Here is a 16604-nt window from a genome sequence, read left to right on the forward strand (position 1 = left end):
CCAGTTCTGTCACTATACCGCCCCTGGGGGACATTCCAGGGCCGAACGCTGGATCGCCTGGGCGAGGGCGGCATGGAGGCGGTGGCTAGCCTTGTAGGCCACCACATGGGCCAAGGGCAAGCGCCCCAGCAGGCCCAAATCGCCGATTAAATCGAGCAGCTTGTGGCGCACGGGTTCTTGGTCAAACCGCAGGGGCGGGTTTACCCAGCCCTCATGGCTGCACACCAGAGCATTGTCTAGGCTGCCGCCCTTGATCAGTCCCTGCTGCTGAAGGGCGTCGATCTGGTGGGCGAGACCAAAGGTACGGGCCGGGGCAATGGCGGCGGCAAAGCTATCGGGGGCAAAGGGATCCGCTGTGGGTTGCCAGCTAAACCACTGATGCCCAATGGCCGCAACGTCAAAATCAATGCCGTAGGTGAGGCGGGGGGCCTCCGCTGGAAAAGCGGCGATCCAGGCATCGCCCTGCTGGAGGGTGATGGGTTGGGCCAAGGTCAGCGCTGGGGCGGGTTCTGGTTGGGCCACCGTTCCGGCCTCCCGAATCGCCTCTACCCAGCCCAGGGCCGATCCATCAAGCAGGGGCAGTTCCGGGCCGTCGATGTCGATGTACAGATTATCCACCCCCAGCCCCACCAGGGCCGCCAGCAAATGTTCGACGGTGCGTACCGTGGCCTCGCCTTGGCGCAGTTCGGTGGACAGCAGGGTTTGATCCACCGCCGCCACCTGGGCTGGAACCTGGGGCTGGTTGGGCAAATCCGTTCGCACAAAGACGCGCCCGGTGTGGGCCGGGGCCGGACGCAGGGTGACGGTAGTGACAATACCAGAATGCAGCCCGATGCCCTGGCGCTGCACCGCCGCCGCTAGGGTCGCCTGCCCGGAATCATGGCCAGATGCGACCCTAGCCACGGTTAGAGCGAGATTCGGAACTGTCTCGGAACCAGGGATCGGGGAATCAGTGCCCACCATTAGAATCGCTCCCCAATGCCAAAGTGTAGGCGGCCCTCGCCTTCATTGCTGAAGCCGTAGTCAATCCGCAGGGGGCCAAGGGGGGTTTGCACCCGTGCACCCAGACCATAGCCAAAGCCGCTGCCCGGTTTGCCCCGCGACGGCCCTGGTGCCCCCGGCACAGCATTGCCGCTGCCTAGGGATGACCCAGCATCAAAGAACAATGCCCCACCCAGGAAAGAGAACAGCGGGAAGCGGTACTCCGCTGTGAACTGGGCATAGCTGCGACCACTGCCCACTTCGCCTTCTTCATAGCCGCGAATGGAGTTGGTGCCTCCCAGGGCAAAGGCTTCGTAGGGGGGCACATCCCCCACAATGGTGCCCAGTTGGATGTTGAAGGCGAGAGCTTGGGGGCCGTCGCTGAAGTTGATCCACCGCACGGGGAGATACTGGCTGTAGCTGCCCCGCAGGCGGTTCATGAAAATACTGCCCTGACCCAGGGGAATTGACTGTTCAGAATTGAGGCGCAGTACGCTACCGCTGGTGGGGTTAAAGACGTCATTGCGGCGATCTAGGGTGGCCGATACCGGAACCGTCCACAGCAGATCCGTCCCCGTACCGCTGAGGGTGAGGGGGTTTCCCGCCGCATCCACCGGGCTGATGGTGCCATCGGCATCGCGGGCCGAGATATTTTGAGCCGTGGTGCCCACCGCGACGACCCAGCCATTGTTTAACGGACGACTGAACGTGACGCCGCCGCCCAGTCGCCGAATCCGCACGCGGTCGCCGTTCGGGAGGTCGATAGGGTTGGGGCCACCGTCAAAGTTTAGGTTGATGGCACGACGGGCAAAGGCATTGGCGGTATAGGAGGTGCGGAAGGGATCCCCGGCAATCCAGGGATCGGTGAAGGATACGTCAAAGAGGAGATCCCGCGTACTGACCTGGGCCTCCGCCGAGAGCTTTTGGTTGTTGCCGCCAAAGTTGTCCTGGCGATAGCTGACCGTACCAAAAATATCTCCAGTGAAGTTAAAGCCCAGACCCGCCGCCACCGATCCCGTGCTGCGTTCGGTAACGTTGACAATTAACTTCACCTGGCGGGGGTCGTTTGCTGCGGGTTCTAGCCCAGGCCGCACATCTTCAAAGATCTGTAGCCCAAACACCCGCTGGAAGTCCCGCTCGATCTGAGCCTGGTTGAATACATCCCCTGGCTGGGTCTGAAATTCGCGGGTGATGATGTGGTCGTGGGTGCGGCCCCGCAGGGGGTTGCCTTCCTCGTCCACGCTCTCCCCTTGGTCGTTGAAGAACCGCACTTCAATGGTTTCTACCACGCCCTCGGCCACTTCTAGGGTCACAACTCCAGCTTCGGTGACGCGGGGAGCCGCCACCACCTGGGCCAGCACAAAACCATTGTCTTGGTACCACTGGTTCAGTTCCAGGATGCCGTCCTGGAAGTCGAGCAGGTTGATGATTTCACCCCGTTGATCGTCAAAAATCTCATCCACCACCGCCTGGGGCAACACCTGATTCCCCGTTACCCGTACTTCGGTCAAGACCGGGTTGGGCTGGGCCAAAAAGGTAACGCGCACCCCTAGGTTGGTATCTTCGGGGCGGGCGTCCACATCGGCAAAAAAGCCCGTAGCAAAAATACTGTTGATGTCCCGCTGGAGTTGGGTGCGGGTGGTGGTGCGTCCGGCGCGGGTTTCGATCACGCTATAAACCAGATTGATCAAGTCTGGAGACAGATCACCATCGGGGGCCGTCACCAACACCTCCGACACCAGCACCCTGGGTTCTTCGGGTTCTGTGGCGGCCGGGGGCGGAGTTGCAGGAGTTGGGGGGGCTGCGGGTTCCGTGGCTTCCCCTGGTGCAGGGCTGGCCTCCTCCGGGCTGGGTTGAGGCACCCCCTGGGGTTGGTTGCGTCGCTCTACCGCGCCATCCAAAATGCGCTGGGCATCGTCGGGGCTAATCTCACGCGGGCCAGTTTGGCTGAGGGCAGTGCCTTCCGAAACAGGTGCCCCCAACCCCTGCAAGCTAGGGCTTTGGCTCAGGTCTAGGGTGGGCTGGGGCGGCTCGGCCATCCACTCCACCACTGCACTGGGCCGATACTCATCGACCACCGCCTGCAAATCTTCGGGCACGGTGCTGACCGGAATCAAGGTTGTGACCTCCGGGAGACCGATGGGCAGGGTTTGATCCCCAGATGCCGATGCAGTCGGCAAGGTCTCCATCGGGCCAGACTCTTCCGGCAACCCAGCCTCGTCAGCGCTTGGGGTCGCCGCTAGGGGGTCTGCCCCCGCAGAAGCCGAGTTCTGCGGGGGTGGGGTCGGCACCGCAGGACGCAGGGCGTCTGCCGATAGGGCAGCGGGGGGCAGATCCTGGAGCGTACTTGTTGCCTCAGTGGCCTCCGTCAGCGTCGGATCGGCCTGCGCCGCCGTTGGGGACAGCCCTACCAGCCCAGCAGCCGTCAGAAGCACTAACCATTTAGGAGATACCTGCATCCACACACCTATGAACGACATCCACACACCACGCGGCCTAATCCGTTACTGGGCCTAGGGCACCCTACATTAGCCCTGAACCAAGCCGCCCCCAGGGTCGGACAAATTCTACCGCATTGACGGATTTCAACGCTGATGGGACTGTGCCATTACACGCTCTAGCACACGCTGATAAGCCTGCTCGACCTGGCCCAGATCCTGGCGAAACCGATCCTTATCCATCACCCGCTGGGTTTCATCCTCCGTGGCTTGATCCCACAGACGACAGGTGTCGGGGCTGATTTCATCCCCCAGCAGCACATTCTGCTGGCGATCTAGGCCAAACTCCAATTTGAAGTCCACTAGGGTGATGGCGCAACTGGCAAAGAACTCGGTCAGAATTTGGTTGATGCGTTCAGCTTGACGGCGCAGCTCGGCGATCTGTTCCTCGGTGGCCACCTGCATAACTCGCATCCGGTCGGGCGTCAGCAGTGGATCCCCTAGGTTGTCGTCCTTATAATAAAACTCCACCAGCGGCGGATTGAGGATCTGGCCCAGGGGCAACCCCGTTTGGCGACACAGGCTCCCCGCCGCCACATTCCGCACCACCACCTCCAGGGGAATAATGGTCAGCGCCTTCACCCGCATCTCCCGCTCGCCCGTGGTTTCCAGCCAGTGGGTGGGCACCCCCGCCGCCTCTAGTCGCTGGAAGAGATAGGTGGAAATAGCGCAGTTAATCTTGCCCTTATCGACGATTTGACCCCGCTTTTGGGCATTGAATGCCGTGGCATCGTCTTTAAAGTAGGTCAGCAGCACCGCCGGATCATCGGTGGTGTAGATGATTTTGGCTTTGCCTTCGTAGAGTTTTTTGCCAGCCATGGTGCAAGAGACATAGAGGGGCGTCCCTATATTAGCGGTTTATTGGGCGCTGTTTTTTGTGGTTTCGCGCCCATTATCTTCCAGCCATTCCGCTGCATTCATATTTTGAACCAGCTTAGGCATTCCCTCGGTCTTAGCACTGAGCCCCTAACGAACTCATCTAAAACCTAGCTCAAGGATGCAGCCTTCAACGATGCAGCGTTTTTAACAATTCCCTAGGTCGTGCCAATACGACATCAGGATAACGGTCGCGGTGATGAACAAACATATAGTGCTCATACTGATACCAGTGCATTTCACCCTTTTCTTTGTTGCAGGGATAGCAAATCACCCAGAAGTTTCTAAAATCTAGCGACAACCAGGGATATTGAGATCTGGGCAACTTGTGATCGATGCTACGAACTTTGAATTGGCTAAAGTAGTCACCACAAACAGGGCACTGCTGATCAGAGTTTTCCCACACCCACTGACGACTTTCCTCTGTGGTGCCACAGTCATGATCGCCGTTGACATAGCGCCATCGGTCAAATTCATGATATTTCTCTAAATCCTGCTCTGTCAGGCGATGGTAGCGATAGCCACCCACCTTGTCGGCCAGCTTAAATAGCTCTTCTAGGGAATAATCCTTTTGAAAGTCCATAGGAATCAGTTAAGGGAATAAGTAGAATGGCTAAATTAACATTAATGTTGGCTCTGGGTTTCGACTATGCTCAACCCTCTGGCTACTTGGCGGGTGGGCGTTGAGCGAAGTCGAAATGCATCTTACAAACAATTGTGACCATGGACTTAAAACTCAGTTCAAATATTAGGCGATAAGCATTGAGTGGTTTTATCGCTTTCGTTTCTTAGACTTGATGACATTCGATGAGCGCGACTGGCGAGGACGAAAGTCAATCATCTCAGGTTCTTCATCTGGAAAGAACTGATCGATCTTCTGGGCGATACTTTCCATGGTTTCACTCAGCGTTTGGTGAAACCCATTGATCTCTTCTGAGGTCTGATATCGACTACCAATTCTATCGGCCTCTAAAAATAAATCTTCTAGGGATACATCGTCTTCTTGATAGGTTGCCAAAAAGGCATTGATTTTGCGATGAAGCTGGATGACATTCTCCCAGCCCACATTTTTATAATGCTTTTGCCTTAGCCAATCTTGATCGATTTTAGACAACAGCTTTCTCCGCTGGGTATTCGAGCTTTGCAGCTCTCGATATCCCATGCCATCAAACAAGCGCTTCTTCGCTGATTTATTTGCCATTATGCTATCCTAATGTCCATCTCAAGACGCGAATCATGGCCTTGCGTAGCTCGCTGTCTTCATAGCGCAATAGCTCGTCAATGTCGCGGGCCAAGCGTAGCCGAATTTGGTCAAGGATATTTTTGAGAGCCTTGTTGTCCTTTTGTAGGCGCTCATTGGCGTCTATCAGTTCATCATTGCGGGTTGTCAAGGTTTGAACCTTTGATGCTAAGGCTTGATTCTGCTGATTGAGCGCTTCAATTTTGCGTTGAAGTTCACTCTCTTCCTGAGCTAGTTCCTCTTTGTAATGGGCCAAATTCTGATTGCGTTCTTCCTGCTTGGCCACCGCTGCTTCCAGGCGCTGACAGTCTTGGGTGAGGCGTTCTAGCCGCTTCTCAGCCTGACTGCGCCGTTGACCGAGGGCACGGTTATTGTTGGATAGCTCGTTATTTTTTTGAATGAACGCTGCGACTAGCCCCCTAGCCGCAGGTCTATCCCTCAGAAGCGACAATAGCTGTTCGCAGTCCTCTGGGCTGAGGGCTTGGCTCACGTTTTTGTTAATGCCATAGCGATCTTTGAGGAGGGCTTGTAGGTCAGATTTCGATGGCATGGGTGGACAAACAGGCTGTGGGGCACGAGCATCTGAGATCAGTGTACCCAGACTGTTGCCCAGATCAGACCCACAGATTTACGGCGATTGAGTTTTGTTTTGTGACGCCTCACCGATGGATCTAAATCCCCAAAATTATACGGGCGATGTTGAGGTAAATCAGCACCCCCAGCACGTCTACGGCGGTGGTGATGAAGGGGGCGGACATCAGGGCGGGGTCAAATTTGAGGGATTTGAACAAAAAGGGCAGGGCCGATCCAGCGAAGGAGGCAATGACGGAAATGGCGAACAGGCTGCTGCCCACCGCCAGGGCCACGCCCCAATCGCCCTGGAGTAGGTAGGCCCAGAGGGTGACGGCTAGCCCCAGCAACAGCCCCAGCAGGCTTCCGGCCAGGGTTTCTCGGCGGATGATGCGAACCATGGCGGAGGGTTGCAGGTCTTCGGTGTTGAGGCCGCGAATCACCACGGTGGAGGACTGGGCACCGACGTTGCCCCCGGCGTCGATCAGCAGCGGGATAAACGCCGCCAGCACCACCACCTGGGTTAGCACCTCCTCCTGGCCTTTGATCACCGCACTGGTGGCGGTGTTGGTGACCAGCAGCACCAGCAGCCACACCACCCGTCGCCGCACCACCGTCCACAGGTTGACCTGGAAATAGTCGTCCTTGGCGGGCTGCACCCCCCCAGCGGTGTAGATGTCTTCGGTCACTTCCGCCTCAATTACGTCCATCAGGTCATCCACGGTGACGATGCCCACCAGCCGCCGTTCGCTATCCACCACGGGCAGGGCGATGAAGTCGTAGCGCTGGATCAGGCGGGCGGCTTCCTCCTGGTCGGTTTCGGTGTAGACGTAGATCACGTCTGGGTTCATGATCTCCCGCAGGGGTTGTTCCAATGGAGCCACCACCAAATCCCGCAGCGAGAACGCCCCCAACAAGCGGCGCGAGTCGTCGGTGACGTAGAGGGTGTAGATGGTTTCGGAACGGCGGGCCACCTGGCGAATGTGCTCGATGGCCTGCTGAGCCGTCCAGCCCTGCCGCAGGGTGACGAACTCCGAGGTCATGATTCGTCCGGCACTGTCGGCGGGGTAGCCCAACAGCAGGGCGGTGGCCTCCCGTTCGGCGGGGCTGAGGGCGGGCAGCAGGCGGTTCACCACCTTGGCGGGCAGTTCCTCAAACAGTTGCGCCCGGTCGTCGGGAGACATCCGGTCGATAATTTCCAGCACCTCCGGCTGCCGAAATTCCGCCAGCAGCGCTTCCTGTACCCGCCGAGGCAGGTGTTCATAGACCTCAATAGCCTCATCCTTGGGCAACAGCCGAAAGGCGACGGCCTGGTAGGTGTCGGGCAATTCGTCAATAATTTCCGCCACGTCGGCGGGCTGCATAGGGGCCAACTGGGCACGCACGGCCTCGTATTGGTTAGCCTCTAGCTGGGTTTGGATATCTTGGGTGGTGTCTAGCATGGGGGATGGTTTTCTTTGGCGGTGGACAGCCCTTGATCTAGGACGATTTAACGAATAACAAATAAGGTTGAGCGACAATTTCTAATGATTCTCGTGTCTAGCTTTTCCCTCGTTCCCCAATCCCTGATTGACGTTTTGAAGGAGAGAAATAATTCTTTTCATCCGTTTTTATCTGAAGGTCAGATATACGACGCAGAGAGACAATAGTAAACTTCATATTCTGTTGAAAGTTCCTTTTTAGGGGTTGCCCAACGAGGTGGTACATTGCTTCGCGAATGCATCCTACGTATTGAAATAGGCGCTTTAAGCTGGTCATTTCATGACGGTTTTAGATGCCCAAAATCAGGCGGGCGATGTTGAGGTAAATCAGCACCCCCAGCACGTCTACGGCGGTGGTGATGAAGGGGGCGGACATCAGGGCTGGGTCAAATTTGAGGGCTTTGAAGAGGAAGGGGAGGGCAGCTCCGGCGAAGGTAGCAATCAGGGAAATAGCGATCAAACTGAGGCCCACCGAGACCGCAACGCCCAGATCCCCCTCTAGGACAAAGGCCCAGAGGGTGACGGCACTGCCCAGCAGCAGGCCCAGCAACAGCCCCGCTAGGGTTTCGCGCCCGACGATGTAGACCATATCCGAGGGTTGCACATCTTCGGTGTTGAGGCCGCGAATCACCACGGTGGAGGACTGGGCACCGACGTTGCCCCCGGCCCCAATCAGCAGCGGAATAAAGGCGGTGAGGATGACCACCTGCTGAAGCAAGTCTTCCTGGCCTTTGATCACCGCACTGGTGGCGGTATTCGTCACCAGCAGCACCAGCAGCCACACCACCCGCTTGCGGGCCACGGTCAGCAGGTTAGTCTCGAAATAGTCATCGCCGACGGATTGCACCCCCCCGGCGGTGTAGATGTCCTCGGTGACTTCCGCCTCAATCACGTCCATCAGGTCATCCACCGTGACGATGCCCACTAGGCGCTGCTCTCGATCCACCACGGGCAGGGCCAAAAAGTCGTAGTGCTGGATCAGCAGGGCCGCTTCTTCCTGGTCGGTGTCGGTCTGCACATACACCACCTCCTGGGTCATGAGTTCTTCGACCCGTTGATCGGGCTGCGCCACCACCAAATCCCGCAGGGACAGGGTGCCCAGCAAGCGACGGGAATTGTCGGTGACGTAGAGGGTGTAGATGGTTTCGGAACTGCGGGCCAAACGCCGGATGCGATCCAGCGCTTGGGCAGCGGTGAGACTCCCCCGCAGGGTGACAAACTCGGAGGTCATGATCCGTCCGGCGCTTTCGTCCGGGTAGCCCAGCAGCAGGGCCGTAGCCGAGCGCTCCGCCGGACTCATATCCACCAACAGCCGCCGCACCACCTTGGCCGGAAGCTCATCAAACAACCGCGCCCGGTCATCCGGCGACATGCGATCTACAATGTCCAACACCTCCGGGTGCCGAAACTCCGTCAGCAAATTTTGCTGTACTCGGCTGGGCAGATATTCGTAAACCTCAATCGCCTCATCCTTGGGCAACAGCCGAAAGGCCACCGCCTGAAAGGTATCAGGCAGTTCGTCAATCATCTCGGCCACATCGGCGGGCTGCATGGGAATCAGCATGGCCCTCACATCGTCAAAACGCCCGCTTTCGAGCAACCCCTGTAGTGACGCCTGGGCTGTGTCTTGAACCATAGCCATCTCCTGCCCCAACGATTGTTAAGATAGCCTACATCGGTGCCCAAACCCCTTAACCTGCTGTAAACCTTAGCTCTGCCCGACTCCATTCTGGCCTCGTGTTCTCCGGTGAAACGGCCTAGGTGGGTTCCTCAAGCTCGTGGAGTGAGCCTAGGCGGGGGAGAGGGGGTTGAGGCCAACCAACGGCGATCTAGTTCTGGGGGTTGAGACGGTTGGCAATCAGCGCCACAACGATCATCGGCAGCGACACACCCATGCAGATAAGCCAGTGTTCTAGGTTGAGGGGCGCGGTGCGGAAGAGAAAGTTCATCACTCCCACCTGGCTAAAGCAGATTTGCAACACCACCGCCACCAAAATGCCGTAGCCGATGGCCGAGGCATCTCCTAGGGGCACCTTCATGCCTTGCAGCCGCGCTGATACGGAAGCCCAGAACTGGGTCATGCTGAGTAGGTAGATAATGCGTCCGGCTACGAGGGCTTGGATGGCCATGGTGCGGGCGAGGGCCAGGAGTTGCTGATTGGCCTCGTCACCGCTGAGGTCGGCGGGGATCCAGCCCAAGTCCACCCCATTGCGGCGCACCCACTCGAACATACCGAAGATCAAAATCCAGTTGAAGACGGAAATCAGGGCGATGCGGTGCAGCAGCGGTTTTGACAATAGCGGCTGGTTGGGGGTGCGAGGGGGGCGGTTCATTAGATTAAAGGATTTTGGCTCGAAGGCGAGGGGCACGGTCATGGCGATGGAATTGACCATGTTTAGCCACAGCACTTGTAGGGAGAGGATGGGCAGTACGTCCCCCCGGCCAATCAGCACGCTGAGCAGAATGGTCATGGATTCGCCGCCGTTGACGGGCAGGATGAAGGCGATGGCTTTCATCAGGTTGCGGAACACGTTGCGCCCTTCCTCCACCGCCGCTTTGATGGAGGCAAAATTGTCGTCCGTGAGGATCATATCGGCGGCTTCCTTGGCCACTTCGGTGCCCGCCTTGCCCATGGCGATGCCGATGTCCGCTTGCTTGAGGGCGGGGGCGTCGTTCACCCCATCCCCTGTCATGGCGACGATGTGACCCTTACTTTGCAGGGCTTCCACCAGGCGGAGTTTTTGCTCTGGGGCCACCCGCGCAAACACGGAGCCGTTTTGGACAGCGTTGGTCAATTCGGTGGCATCAAAGGTGGCCAGTTCCTTTCCGGTGTAGGCGATTACCTCCTCGGTGGGGCTCAGGCCCATGCGGTCGGCAATGGCGGCGGCGGTGACTTTGTGATCTCCGGTGATCATCTTCACTTCGATGCCAGCGGTTTGGCAGGCTTCCACGGCGCGGATGGCCTCGGAACGGGGCGGGTCGATCATGCCCTGCAACCCCAGGAACACCATCTCGGCCTTCAGGTCGTCGTGGTCAAAATGGTGGCCGTGGAAGGCTTTTCCTGCAAAGGCCAACACCCGCAGCCCCCGTGAGGCCATGCGTTCGGCCTGAAGGACAAGATGATCCCGATTGATCGGCTGGGCGGTGCCGTCGCCCATCAGCACCGCATTGCAACAGGCCACAATGGCTTCCACGGAACCCTTCATCAACAGCCACTGCCCCGGCCCATCCTGCTGGTGCAGGGTGGCCATGTACTGAAATTCCGACTCGAAGGGGATGCTGTCGATGCGGGGATAGCTGGCGTTGAGTTCCTGGCGGTCAAACCCGGCCTTCCGCGCCGCCACCAGCAAGGCTCCCTCGGTGGGGTCGCCCACCACGCTCCAGTCGTGATCCTTATGTTCCAGTTCCGAATCGTTGCAGAGCATTCCTGCTTGCAAACACTGGGCTAGGGGCAGGGGCAGAGCCTCCGAGGGCACGGGGTTATCTTCCCCGTCGCGCAGTTCGCCGTGGGGGGCATAGCCCACACCCGTTATGTCGTAGTGATGACCTCCGGCGTAGAGGGTTTGGACGGTCATCTGGTTTTCGGTCAGGGTTCCGGTTTTGTCGGAGCAGATCACCGTGGCGCTGCCCAGGGTTTCCACGGCGGGCAACTTGCGAACAATGGCGTTGCGGCTGGCCATGCGCGACACCCCAATGGCCAGGGTAATCGTCACCACGGCGGGCAAGCCTTCGGGGATGGCACTCACCGCTAGGGCCACCGCCGCCTCAAACATCTCCAGGGGAGAATTGCCCCAACCCAGCCCCACGGCAAAGGTGACTGCCGCCACGGAGAGGATGGCATAGAGCAGGGTTTTGCTGAAGCGGTCAAACTTGCGCGTCAGGGGCGTCACCAAACTGCCCCCCGCCTCCATCAGTTTGGAAATGCGCCCGGTTTCCGTATTCAACCCGGTGGCGACGACGATGCCTTCCCCCTGGCCAAAGGTGACGAAACTACCCGCATAGGCCATGTTGTGACGGTCGGCCAAACTCGTATCAGCGGGAAGGGTCTCCAAATCCGGCTGCTTTTCCACCGCCACGGATTCCCCCGTTAGGGCAGATTCATTAATTTGCAGCGTCCGCCCCCGCAGCAATCGCAAATCAGCGGGCACCTTATCGCCAGAGTTCAGCAGCACAATATCCCCCGGAACCAGGTCGCGGGAGGACACTTGCTTGGTCTGGCCATCCCGCCGTACCATGGCCTCGGTTTCCACCGCCGCCGCCAGGGCTGCAATGGCGCTTTCCGCCTTCGATTCCTGAACAAAGCCGATAATGGCGTTGATCACCGTGACGCCCCAAATCACCCCGGCATTCGTCCACGACCCCAGCAGCGCCTTGATTAACCCCGCCACCAGCAGAATGTAGAGCAACGGCTGATTGAACTGGAGCAGGAACAAAATAATCGGGTGCTTGCCCTTTTTGCCTTTAATTTCGTTGGGGCCGTAGCGATCTAATCGGGCATGGCTCTCCTTCTTCGAGAGCCCCTGATCGGGATCGACCCCCAACTGCTGAATCACCACCTGGGCCGACACATGGTGCCACGCCAACTCCTCTGCACCGGGCTGAGGGGACGTGGGCTGGGATGGGGAAAGGGACTGCGCCATGGCACATCCTCCTTGAACTAACAAACCATTGGGGAAGGGATTTACGGGAGCATGACCTTGCGATAGGGGCTATATCAACGCGCACCTTTGCCCTTCCCGGCACTGGTTCCATACTACACGGCACCCTGAAGCAAGCGGCTTTGGCACGGACGTTTGAGAGGGGCACCGTCGGAATCATCTCCGTTCTCACCCATCCTGCCCAACACCCCGAGGCTGATCCACTGACCGTCGCGAGGGTGTCTTGGGTTGAGGCTGGTTTTCTCATACTGAATCCGGCTTGCTTCCCCCAGGGTGGGCTGACCGGGCCTCAGGCCACGGAGCTTAACCCGCACTGAGGTTCCCCTAAGGTTTATCGAAGTGGAAATCGGGGTTTTCGAGATCTGATTTGGTATCAGACCTCCATGCGTCCCTGGCAGCGGGGACAAAGGCCGTAGACGGTAAACTGTCCATCTAGCAGCGCAAAACCACGATTTCGGGTTTCTCGAGCAGTGACTTCGGTGATAGCGTCGTCTTCAAATTCCTGCACATCGCCGCACTGCACACAAACCAGGTGGTGATGCTGTTCCCAAATGGGGCTTTTGAGTTCGTAGTATTTGCGCCCTTCTGCCAGTTCTAGCTCTTGCAAAAGGCCTAATTTCACCATCACATGTAGTGCGCGATACACGGTAGACACGCTAATTTTTTCGCCCTGCTCCCCAAGGTACTGATAAATTTCTTCGGCACTAAGATGATGGCAGTTAGCCTTTTCTTTGAACAGGGTGAGAATTTTTTGTCGCTGCACCGTCAGCCGAAAGCCTTCCCGATTTAGGGTTTCTTTCAACAGTCCAGGGCTAATCATCGCCTGGGAGTCTGGGGTGTCTGGTAGTGGTGTGTCGTGCTCACCCATTCTGACCTCTAGCATGGATACCCTGCGCTACGTTTGTAAAAGCTTGTCCTTTAGAACAATTTGGGAAGGACATAGAGTTGAAGATGGAATCGTTATTGAAAATGATTTTCGATATTTAGATAACGATATTTTAAGTTTGCTTTCCGCGAGTGAAGTGGTTATTGAAAATCATTTTCGCTAGGCAAAAATATCGCTTTCATGGCATCGTTCTCCTTGTGTTTAATCAGTAAAGAAACTATCATCAAAGGCCATGGACGATGGTTCAACCGTCATCATGACCTGATGCCACGGTTGACAACATGACCGCTGGAATGGGCCAAAAACGCCAATTTTGAAGGAGAGTGCTATGCCTATCACCGAAACCTTGCTGCAATCCTACGGAGAGGTTGTGGATAACTGCATTGGGCTGGAAAAATCGGTGACGGAGCCGATTATTGAGGGACTGGGCACCGTCTACGCCAGCTTTATGGCGCTGTATATGCAGTACCAAAAACACCATTTTGTGGTGGAAGGTTCGGAGTATTACATGCTCCACGACTTTTTCTCGGAGAGCTACGAGGCCGTCCAAGATCATGCCCATGAGGTGGGTGAGCGGCTGCACGGGCTGGGTGGCGTTCCTGCCGGACGGCTGACCACCCTGGCCAACCTCTGCGCCTTCGAGCCGGAGGGGGATGATGTCTACCGCTGCCGGGTGATGATTGCCAACGACATGAAGGCCGAACAGGCCATGATTGAGCTGATTCGTCGGCTGGCGTCCCAGGCTGAAAGTATGGGCGACCGCGCCACCCGCCACCTCTACGAGCAAATTTTGCTGAAAACCGAGGAACGGGCCTATCACCTGGAGCACTTCCTCACCCCCGACAGCCTGAAGCTGGCTTGGTAAGGCAAGTTCGCTCGATAAGACCATTGGTCTACGCCGTTTTGTCGTCAGCTTAGACGCTACGGCTCTGAGATCCATAGCGATGGGATCCCTAGCACTGAACGGCTTTGGGTGAAATGAATCCATCCGGCCCATCATTGAACGTGGGCCAAAAGTGCGATTGCACGGTCGGGGGTGACTCGGCTGTGCATTTTTTTCTGGGGCATCACCCGCAGGTTTGGCCCCTGTTTACAGGCTCCCATGCAGCCCGTGCCTTCTACGGTGATGTGCCGCAAATCGGGGTTGCCCTCCACTTCACCCTGAAGCGCTTGCAGGATGTGCTGTCCGCCCTGCCGAAAACATTTGCCCTTGCGGCACACCTGAATGCAGGCAGGTTTGGTGGCAGCGGGTTTTGGACAAGTCTTTCCATTGGTCTCGACCGCTTTTCTGGCCACCGTAGCAGCCTCAGCCAGGGCGTCTTTCAGGGCTTGGGGCACCTCGGTTTCGGGCCAGGGGATGAGGTTTAAGCCCCGCCAGCGGTCGTCGTCGCGGTAGGCCCACACCTGCACCCAGGCACCGGGTTGCAGTTCGCGCACCAGCATCGGACGCAGATACTTGGGCAGCTTAACCGCTACCTCTCCCTCGGCGGCGTGGAGGATCAGCCCCTTAAGTTTGCCCTTGGCCGACCGCATTGGCCCAGTGTATTGCCCCCGTAGCACCTGACCCTGGGGACTAGAGCTAGGTTGGGAAAGACCTGGTTGAGGCGCAGGGGCCACCACCATAGCCGAAGCAGACCGAGAAAATCGAGAGGATTCGTCACGCATTATTTAGCAATCCTTTGCTGCCAGCAGCGATTGAGGTGGGCGGCGAGATCGGCCTTGGGGGCGGTTTGGGTTTTGACGACGCTCCAAATTTGAGCCAGGGCCAGGGGCGTTTCGGCGGAGACCCGCAGGGGTTGATGCACCCCGCACTGGCAGGGAATGGCGAGGGTTTGCAAACGGCGGTAGACCTCCCAAGTGGCGACCCGGTCGAGGTCGAGGGGAAGGGTTAGCGCGGAGGATGGGCCAATGAGGACAGGGGAAGAAGAGAGCGGCATAGCCAGGGGAATGAGAGACCTTTGGTATGGGGGACGACCAGGGCAAAACCCACCGCTGGCCCACGATCCTCTTGCCATTGGTTCTGAATAAAGGATGCCTGGGTGCCTCAACCAAAGGGCTGGCGTGACTCCCAAAGAGGGCTCAAGTTCTCTGCTAGCAAACGCTTGAGAGGTCTACAGCGCTGTGCTAGAGCATTTGAGGAACCATCCTTAATGAAGATCGTTTCCACTAAGATAACCAACCCCTGAGTTTAATGCAATAGACTTTCAATAAGGAGATTCTGTGAAAGCTGGAAAACCCTTGTATATGAATCAATTCAAGCTTTAACCTGAAATTAACTCTCAATGAAAAAATGCAGCAGCTTAGACTAACTTTCGATAAGCCCAGTTCTTAGCCCCCCTACTCCGACTCCTACAACGTCTGAAGTGTGACCAGTCTGTCCTCGGTGAGCGGCGTGGGGGTGAGGCTGTAGAGAATGCCATCGGCCACGGATACCAGGTTGAGGTAGTAGGGATCCTCCCCTGCCTTAGCTACTCGATAAATCCGCACGCCCGTTTCGGTAGAGAGCACTTCCCCCGTGATGTTGCTGAGGGTGTAGCCCTGGGCTTCCAAATTGTCTTGAAGGGATCGTGCTGCGCCGCGCCAGCCGCCTTCTACGGGGCTAGTCCAGCAGGCTTCACCACCGCAGTCGGCCTGTTGCGCCCCCTGGAAGTGGGGAAAATTAGCAAAGGGCTGGGGTTCAGGAGCGGTGGTGTCTGCTGCGATGGTTTCCGCGATGGGTTCCGGTGCTGGATCCGCCGCAATCGGTTCTGGGACAGGTGACTCAGGGGCAGCGGTTACGGGAGGTTCAACAGCCGCAGGGGCCACCTCCGAAATGGCTTCCGGGACAGGTTGTGGACTGGGGGGAATGACCCTCGGTGCTGGATCCACCGCTACCGCAGCGGGCATTGTTTCGGGAGGAGAAACAACCGGAAGGGGTAGCTCTGGTTCCGCTTGGTCTGGACGGGTTGGCAGTACGGCCACATCCATCGTCACCGTGGGCGGTTCTTCGAGGGCTGCGAGATCTTCGGTTTCGGGGGTGCTAGACGACCAGGGTAAACCCAGTAATACCCCATGGGCACCCAAGGATGCCGCCAAACACAGCCCTCCTAGCCAAGGCTTGAGCTTGGCCAGCCCCAATGGTCGGCCTGAGGTGCGTGGAATGGGGGTGGAATGGGTGGAAACCTGTAGAGTCATTATCGCAAGACTTTGGCAGTAGTTTTGGCTAGATAACGGGATCAGTTCACCATTAGCTTACGCCAAATCACCTGATCAATCTATGAGTTTACAGGGAAATTAAGGATTTCCAAGCCCGTCAGGCGGCGATATTGCGCCTATGCCAGTTGCCACTCGCCGCCACCTATACGGGGATGATTTTTTAATTTGTTGGGAAACTATGTCAATAAGCGCTACAATGCAGTCGAAGTTGACGCCCGG

General features: G+C 57.6%; 15 protein-coding genes. 2 read left to right on the forward strand and 13 right to left on the reverse strand.

Going from position 1 to position 16604, the window contains the following annotated elements; genetic code table 11:
- Positions 1-12 precede the first annotated feature (12 nt).
- From lpxC to GFS31_RS13720, 10 genes are all read right to left on the reverse strand, one after another.
- Complete coding sequence (lpxC, locus tag GFS31_RS13675; RefSeq protein ID WP_225907418.1) at positions 13-903, reverse strand: UDP-3-O-acyl-N-acetylglucosamine deacetylase; 891 nt, start codon at positions 901-903, stop codon at positions 13-15.
- Between the two features lie 59 nt (positions 904-962).
- Complete coding sequence (locus tag GFS31_RS13680; RefSeq protein WP_198805344.1) at positions 963-3440, reverse strand: BamA/TamA family outer membrane protein; 2478 nt, start codon at positions 3438-3440, stop codon at positions 963-965.
- Between the two features lie 126 nt (positions 3441-3566).
- Positions 3567-4298, reverse strand: coding sequence for a phosphoribosylaminoimidazolesuccinocarboxamide synthase (purC, locus tag GFS31_RS13685; RefSeq protein WP_198805345.1), 732 nt, complete (start codon positions 4296-4298; stop codon positions 3567-3569).
- 187 nt (positions 4299-4485) lie between these two features.
- The gene (locus GFS31_RS13690) at positions 4486-4938 is read right to left on the reverse strand and encodes an HNH endonuclease (RefSeq protein ID WP_198805346.1); all 453 of its coding nucleotides are present in this window, start codon (positions 4936-4938) and stop codon (positions 4486-4488) included.
- A gap of 189 nt (positions 4939-5127) precedes the next feature.
- A complete protein-coding gene (locus GFS31_RS13695; protein ID WP_225907419.1) occupies positions 5128-5556 on the reverse strand; it encodes a hypothetical protein in 429 nt (142 codons plus the stop codon).
- A gap of 4 nt (positions 5557-5560) precedes the next feature.
- Positions 5561-6145 carry a hypothetical protein gene (locus GFS31_RS13700; RefSeq protein WP_198805347.1) on the reverse strand — a complete coding sequence of 195 codons (585 nt, stop codon included), beginning with the start codon at positions 6143-6145 and terminating at the stop codon, positions 5561-5563.
- A gap of 121 nt (positions 6146-6266) precedes the next feature.
- Positions 6267-7607, reverse strand: coding sequence for a magnesium transporter (mgtE, locus tag GFS31_RS13705; protein WP_198805348.1), 1341 nt, complete (start codon positions 7605-7607; stop codon positions 6267-6269).
- Positions 7608-7935: 328 nt separating this feature from the next.
- Complete coding sequence (mgtE, locus tag GFS31_RS13710) at positions 7936-9282, reverse strand: magnesium transporter (protein WP_225907420.1); 1347 nt, start codon at positions 9280-9282, stop codon at positions 7936-7938.
- Between the two features lie 193 nt (positions 9283-9475).
- Positions 9476-12286 carry an HAD-IC family P-type ATPase gene (locus GFS31_RS13715; protein ID WP_198805350.1) on the reverse strand — a complete coding sequence of 937 codons (2811 nt, stop codon included), beginning with the start codon at positions 12284-12286 and terminating at the stop codon, positions 9476-9478.
- A gap of 391 nt (positions 12287-12677) precedes the next feature.
- Complete coding sequence (locus tag GFS31_RS13720) at positions 12678-13187, reverse strand: Fur family transcriptional regulator (RefSeq protein ID WP_225907421.1); 510 nt, start codon at positions 13185-13187, stop codon at positions 12678-12680.
- On the opposite strand from GFS31_RS13720, the gene GFS31_RS13725 reads away from it, so the two are divergent.
- Together GFS31_RS13725 and GFS31_RS13730 are read left to right on the forward strand one after the other, a co-directional pair.
- Positions 13186-13353 (forward strand): hypothetical protein, encoded by a 168-nt coding sequence (locus tag GFS31_RS13725; protein ID WP_198805351.1) that lies wholly within the window; start codon positions 13186-13188, stop codon positions 13351-13353. The genes GFS31_RS13720 and GFS31_RS13725 overlap by 2 nt on opposite strands.
- 165 nt (positions 13354-13518) lie before the next feature.
- The gene (locus GFS31_RS13730) at positions 13519-14055 is read left to right on the forward strand and encodes a DNA starvation/stationary phase protection protein (protein WP_198805352.1); all 537 of its coding nucleotides are present in this window, start codon (positions 13519-13521) and stop codon (positions 14053-14055) included.
- Positions 14056-14186: 131 nt separating this feature from the next.
- On the opposite strand, the gene GFS31_RS13735 is transcribed toward GFS31_RS13730, so the two are convergent.
- From GFS31_RS13735 to GFS31_RS13745, 3 genes are all read right to left on the reverse strand, one after another.
- A complete protein-coding gene (locus GFS31_RS13735; RefSeq protein ID WP_198805353.1) occupies positions 14187-14855 on the reverse strand; it encodes a (2Fe-2S) ferredoxin domain-containing protein in 669 nt (222 codons plus the stop codon).
- Positions 14855-15127: an Asr1405/Asl0597 family protein gene (locus tag GFS31_RS13740; protein ID WP_198805354.1), complete on the reverse strand. Its 273-nt coding sequence runs from the start codon at positions 15125-15127 to the stop codon at positions 14855-14857. The genes GFS31_RS13735 and GFS31_RS13740 overlap by 1 nt, the downstream gene beginning before the upstream one ends.
- A 412-nt stretch (positions 15128-15539) precedes the next feature.
- The gene (locus GFS31_RS13745; protein WP_198805355.1) at positions 15540-16364 is read right to left on the reverse strand and encodes a hypothetical protein; all 825 of its coding nucleotides are present in this window, start codon (positions 16362-16364) and stop codon (positions 15540-15542) included.
- Positions 16365-16604 lie beyond the last annotated feature (240 nt).

It is taken from the genome of Leptolyngbya sp. BL0902, from assembly GCF_016403105.1.
Taxonomy (GTDB): Bacteria; Cyanobacteriota; Cyanobacteriia; order Phormidesmidales; family Phormidesmidaceae; genus Nodosilinea.

What these genes read in the sequence shown, in the direction of transcription:
- mgtE (WP_198805348.1), bottom strand. Translation starts at nt 7,607, where the DNA reads ATGCTAGACACCACCCAAGATATCCAAACCCAGCTAGAGGCTAACCAA.
- GFS31_RS13730 (WP_198805352.1), top strand. Translation starts at nt 13,519, where the DNA reads ATGCCTATCACCGAAACCTTGCTGCAATCCTACGGAGAGGTTGTGGAT.
- GFS31_RS13735 (WP_198805353.1), bottom strand. Translation starts at nt 14,855, where the DNA reads ATGCGTGACGAATCCTCTCGATTTTCTCGGTCTGCTTCGGCTATGGTG.
- GFS31_RS13715 (WP_198805350.1), bottom strand. Translation starts at nt 12,286, where the DNA reads ATGGCGCAGTCCCTTTCCCCATCCCAGCCCACGTCCCCTCAGCCCGGT.
- GFS31_RS13700 (WP_198805347.1), bottom strand. Translation starts at nt 6,145, where the DNA reads ATGCCATCGAAATCTGACCTACAAGCCCTCCTCAAAGATCGCTATGGC.
- GFS31_RS13725 (WP_198805351.1), top strand. Translation starts at nt 13,186, where the DNA reads ATGGATACCCTGCGCTACGTTTGTAAAAGCTTGTCCTTTAGAACAATT.
- GFS31_RS13745 (WP_198805355.1), bottom strand. Translation starts at nt 16,364, where the DNA reads ATGACTCTACAGGTTTCCACCCATTCCACCCCCATTCCACGCACCTCA.
- purC (WP_198805345.1), bottom strand. Translation starts at nt 4,298, where the DNA reads ATGGCTGGCAAAAAACTCTACGAAGGCAAAGCCAAAATCATCTACACC.
- GFS31_RS13680 (WP_198805344.1), bottom strand. Translation starts at nt 3,440, where the DNA reads ATGCAGGTATCTCCTAAATGGTTAGTGCTTCTGACGGCTGCTGGGCTG.
- GFS31_RS13690 (WP_198805346.1), bottom strand. Translation starts at nt 4,938, where the DNA reads ATGGACTTTCAAAAGGATTATTCCCTAGAAGAGCTATTTAAGCTGGCC.
- mgtE (WP_225907420.1), bottom strand. Translation starts at nt 9,282, where the DNA reads ATGGTTCAAGACACAGCCCAGGCGTCACTACAGGGGTTGCTCGAAAGC.
- GFS31_RS13695 (WP_225907419.1), bottom strand. Translation starts at nt 5,556, where the DNA reads ATGGCAAATAAATCAGCGAAGAAGCGCTTGTTTGATGGCATGGGATAT.
- GFS31_RS13720 (WP_225907421.1), bottom strand. Translation starts at nt 13,187, where the DNA reads ATGCTAGAGGTCAGAATGGGTGAGCACGACACACCACTACCAGACACC.
- GFS31_RS13740 (WP_198805354.1), bottom strand. Translation starts at nt 15,127, where the DNA reads ATGCCGCTCTCTTCTTCCCCTGTCCTCATTGGCCCATCCTCCGCGCTA.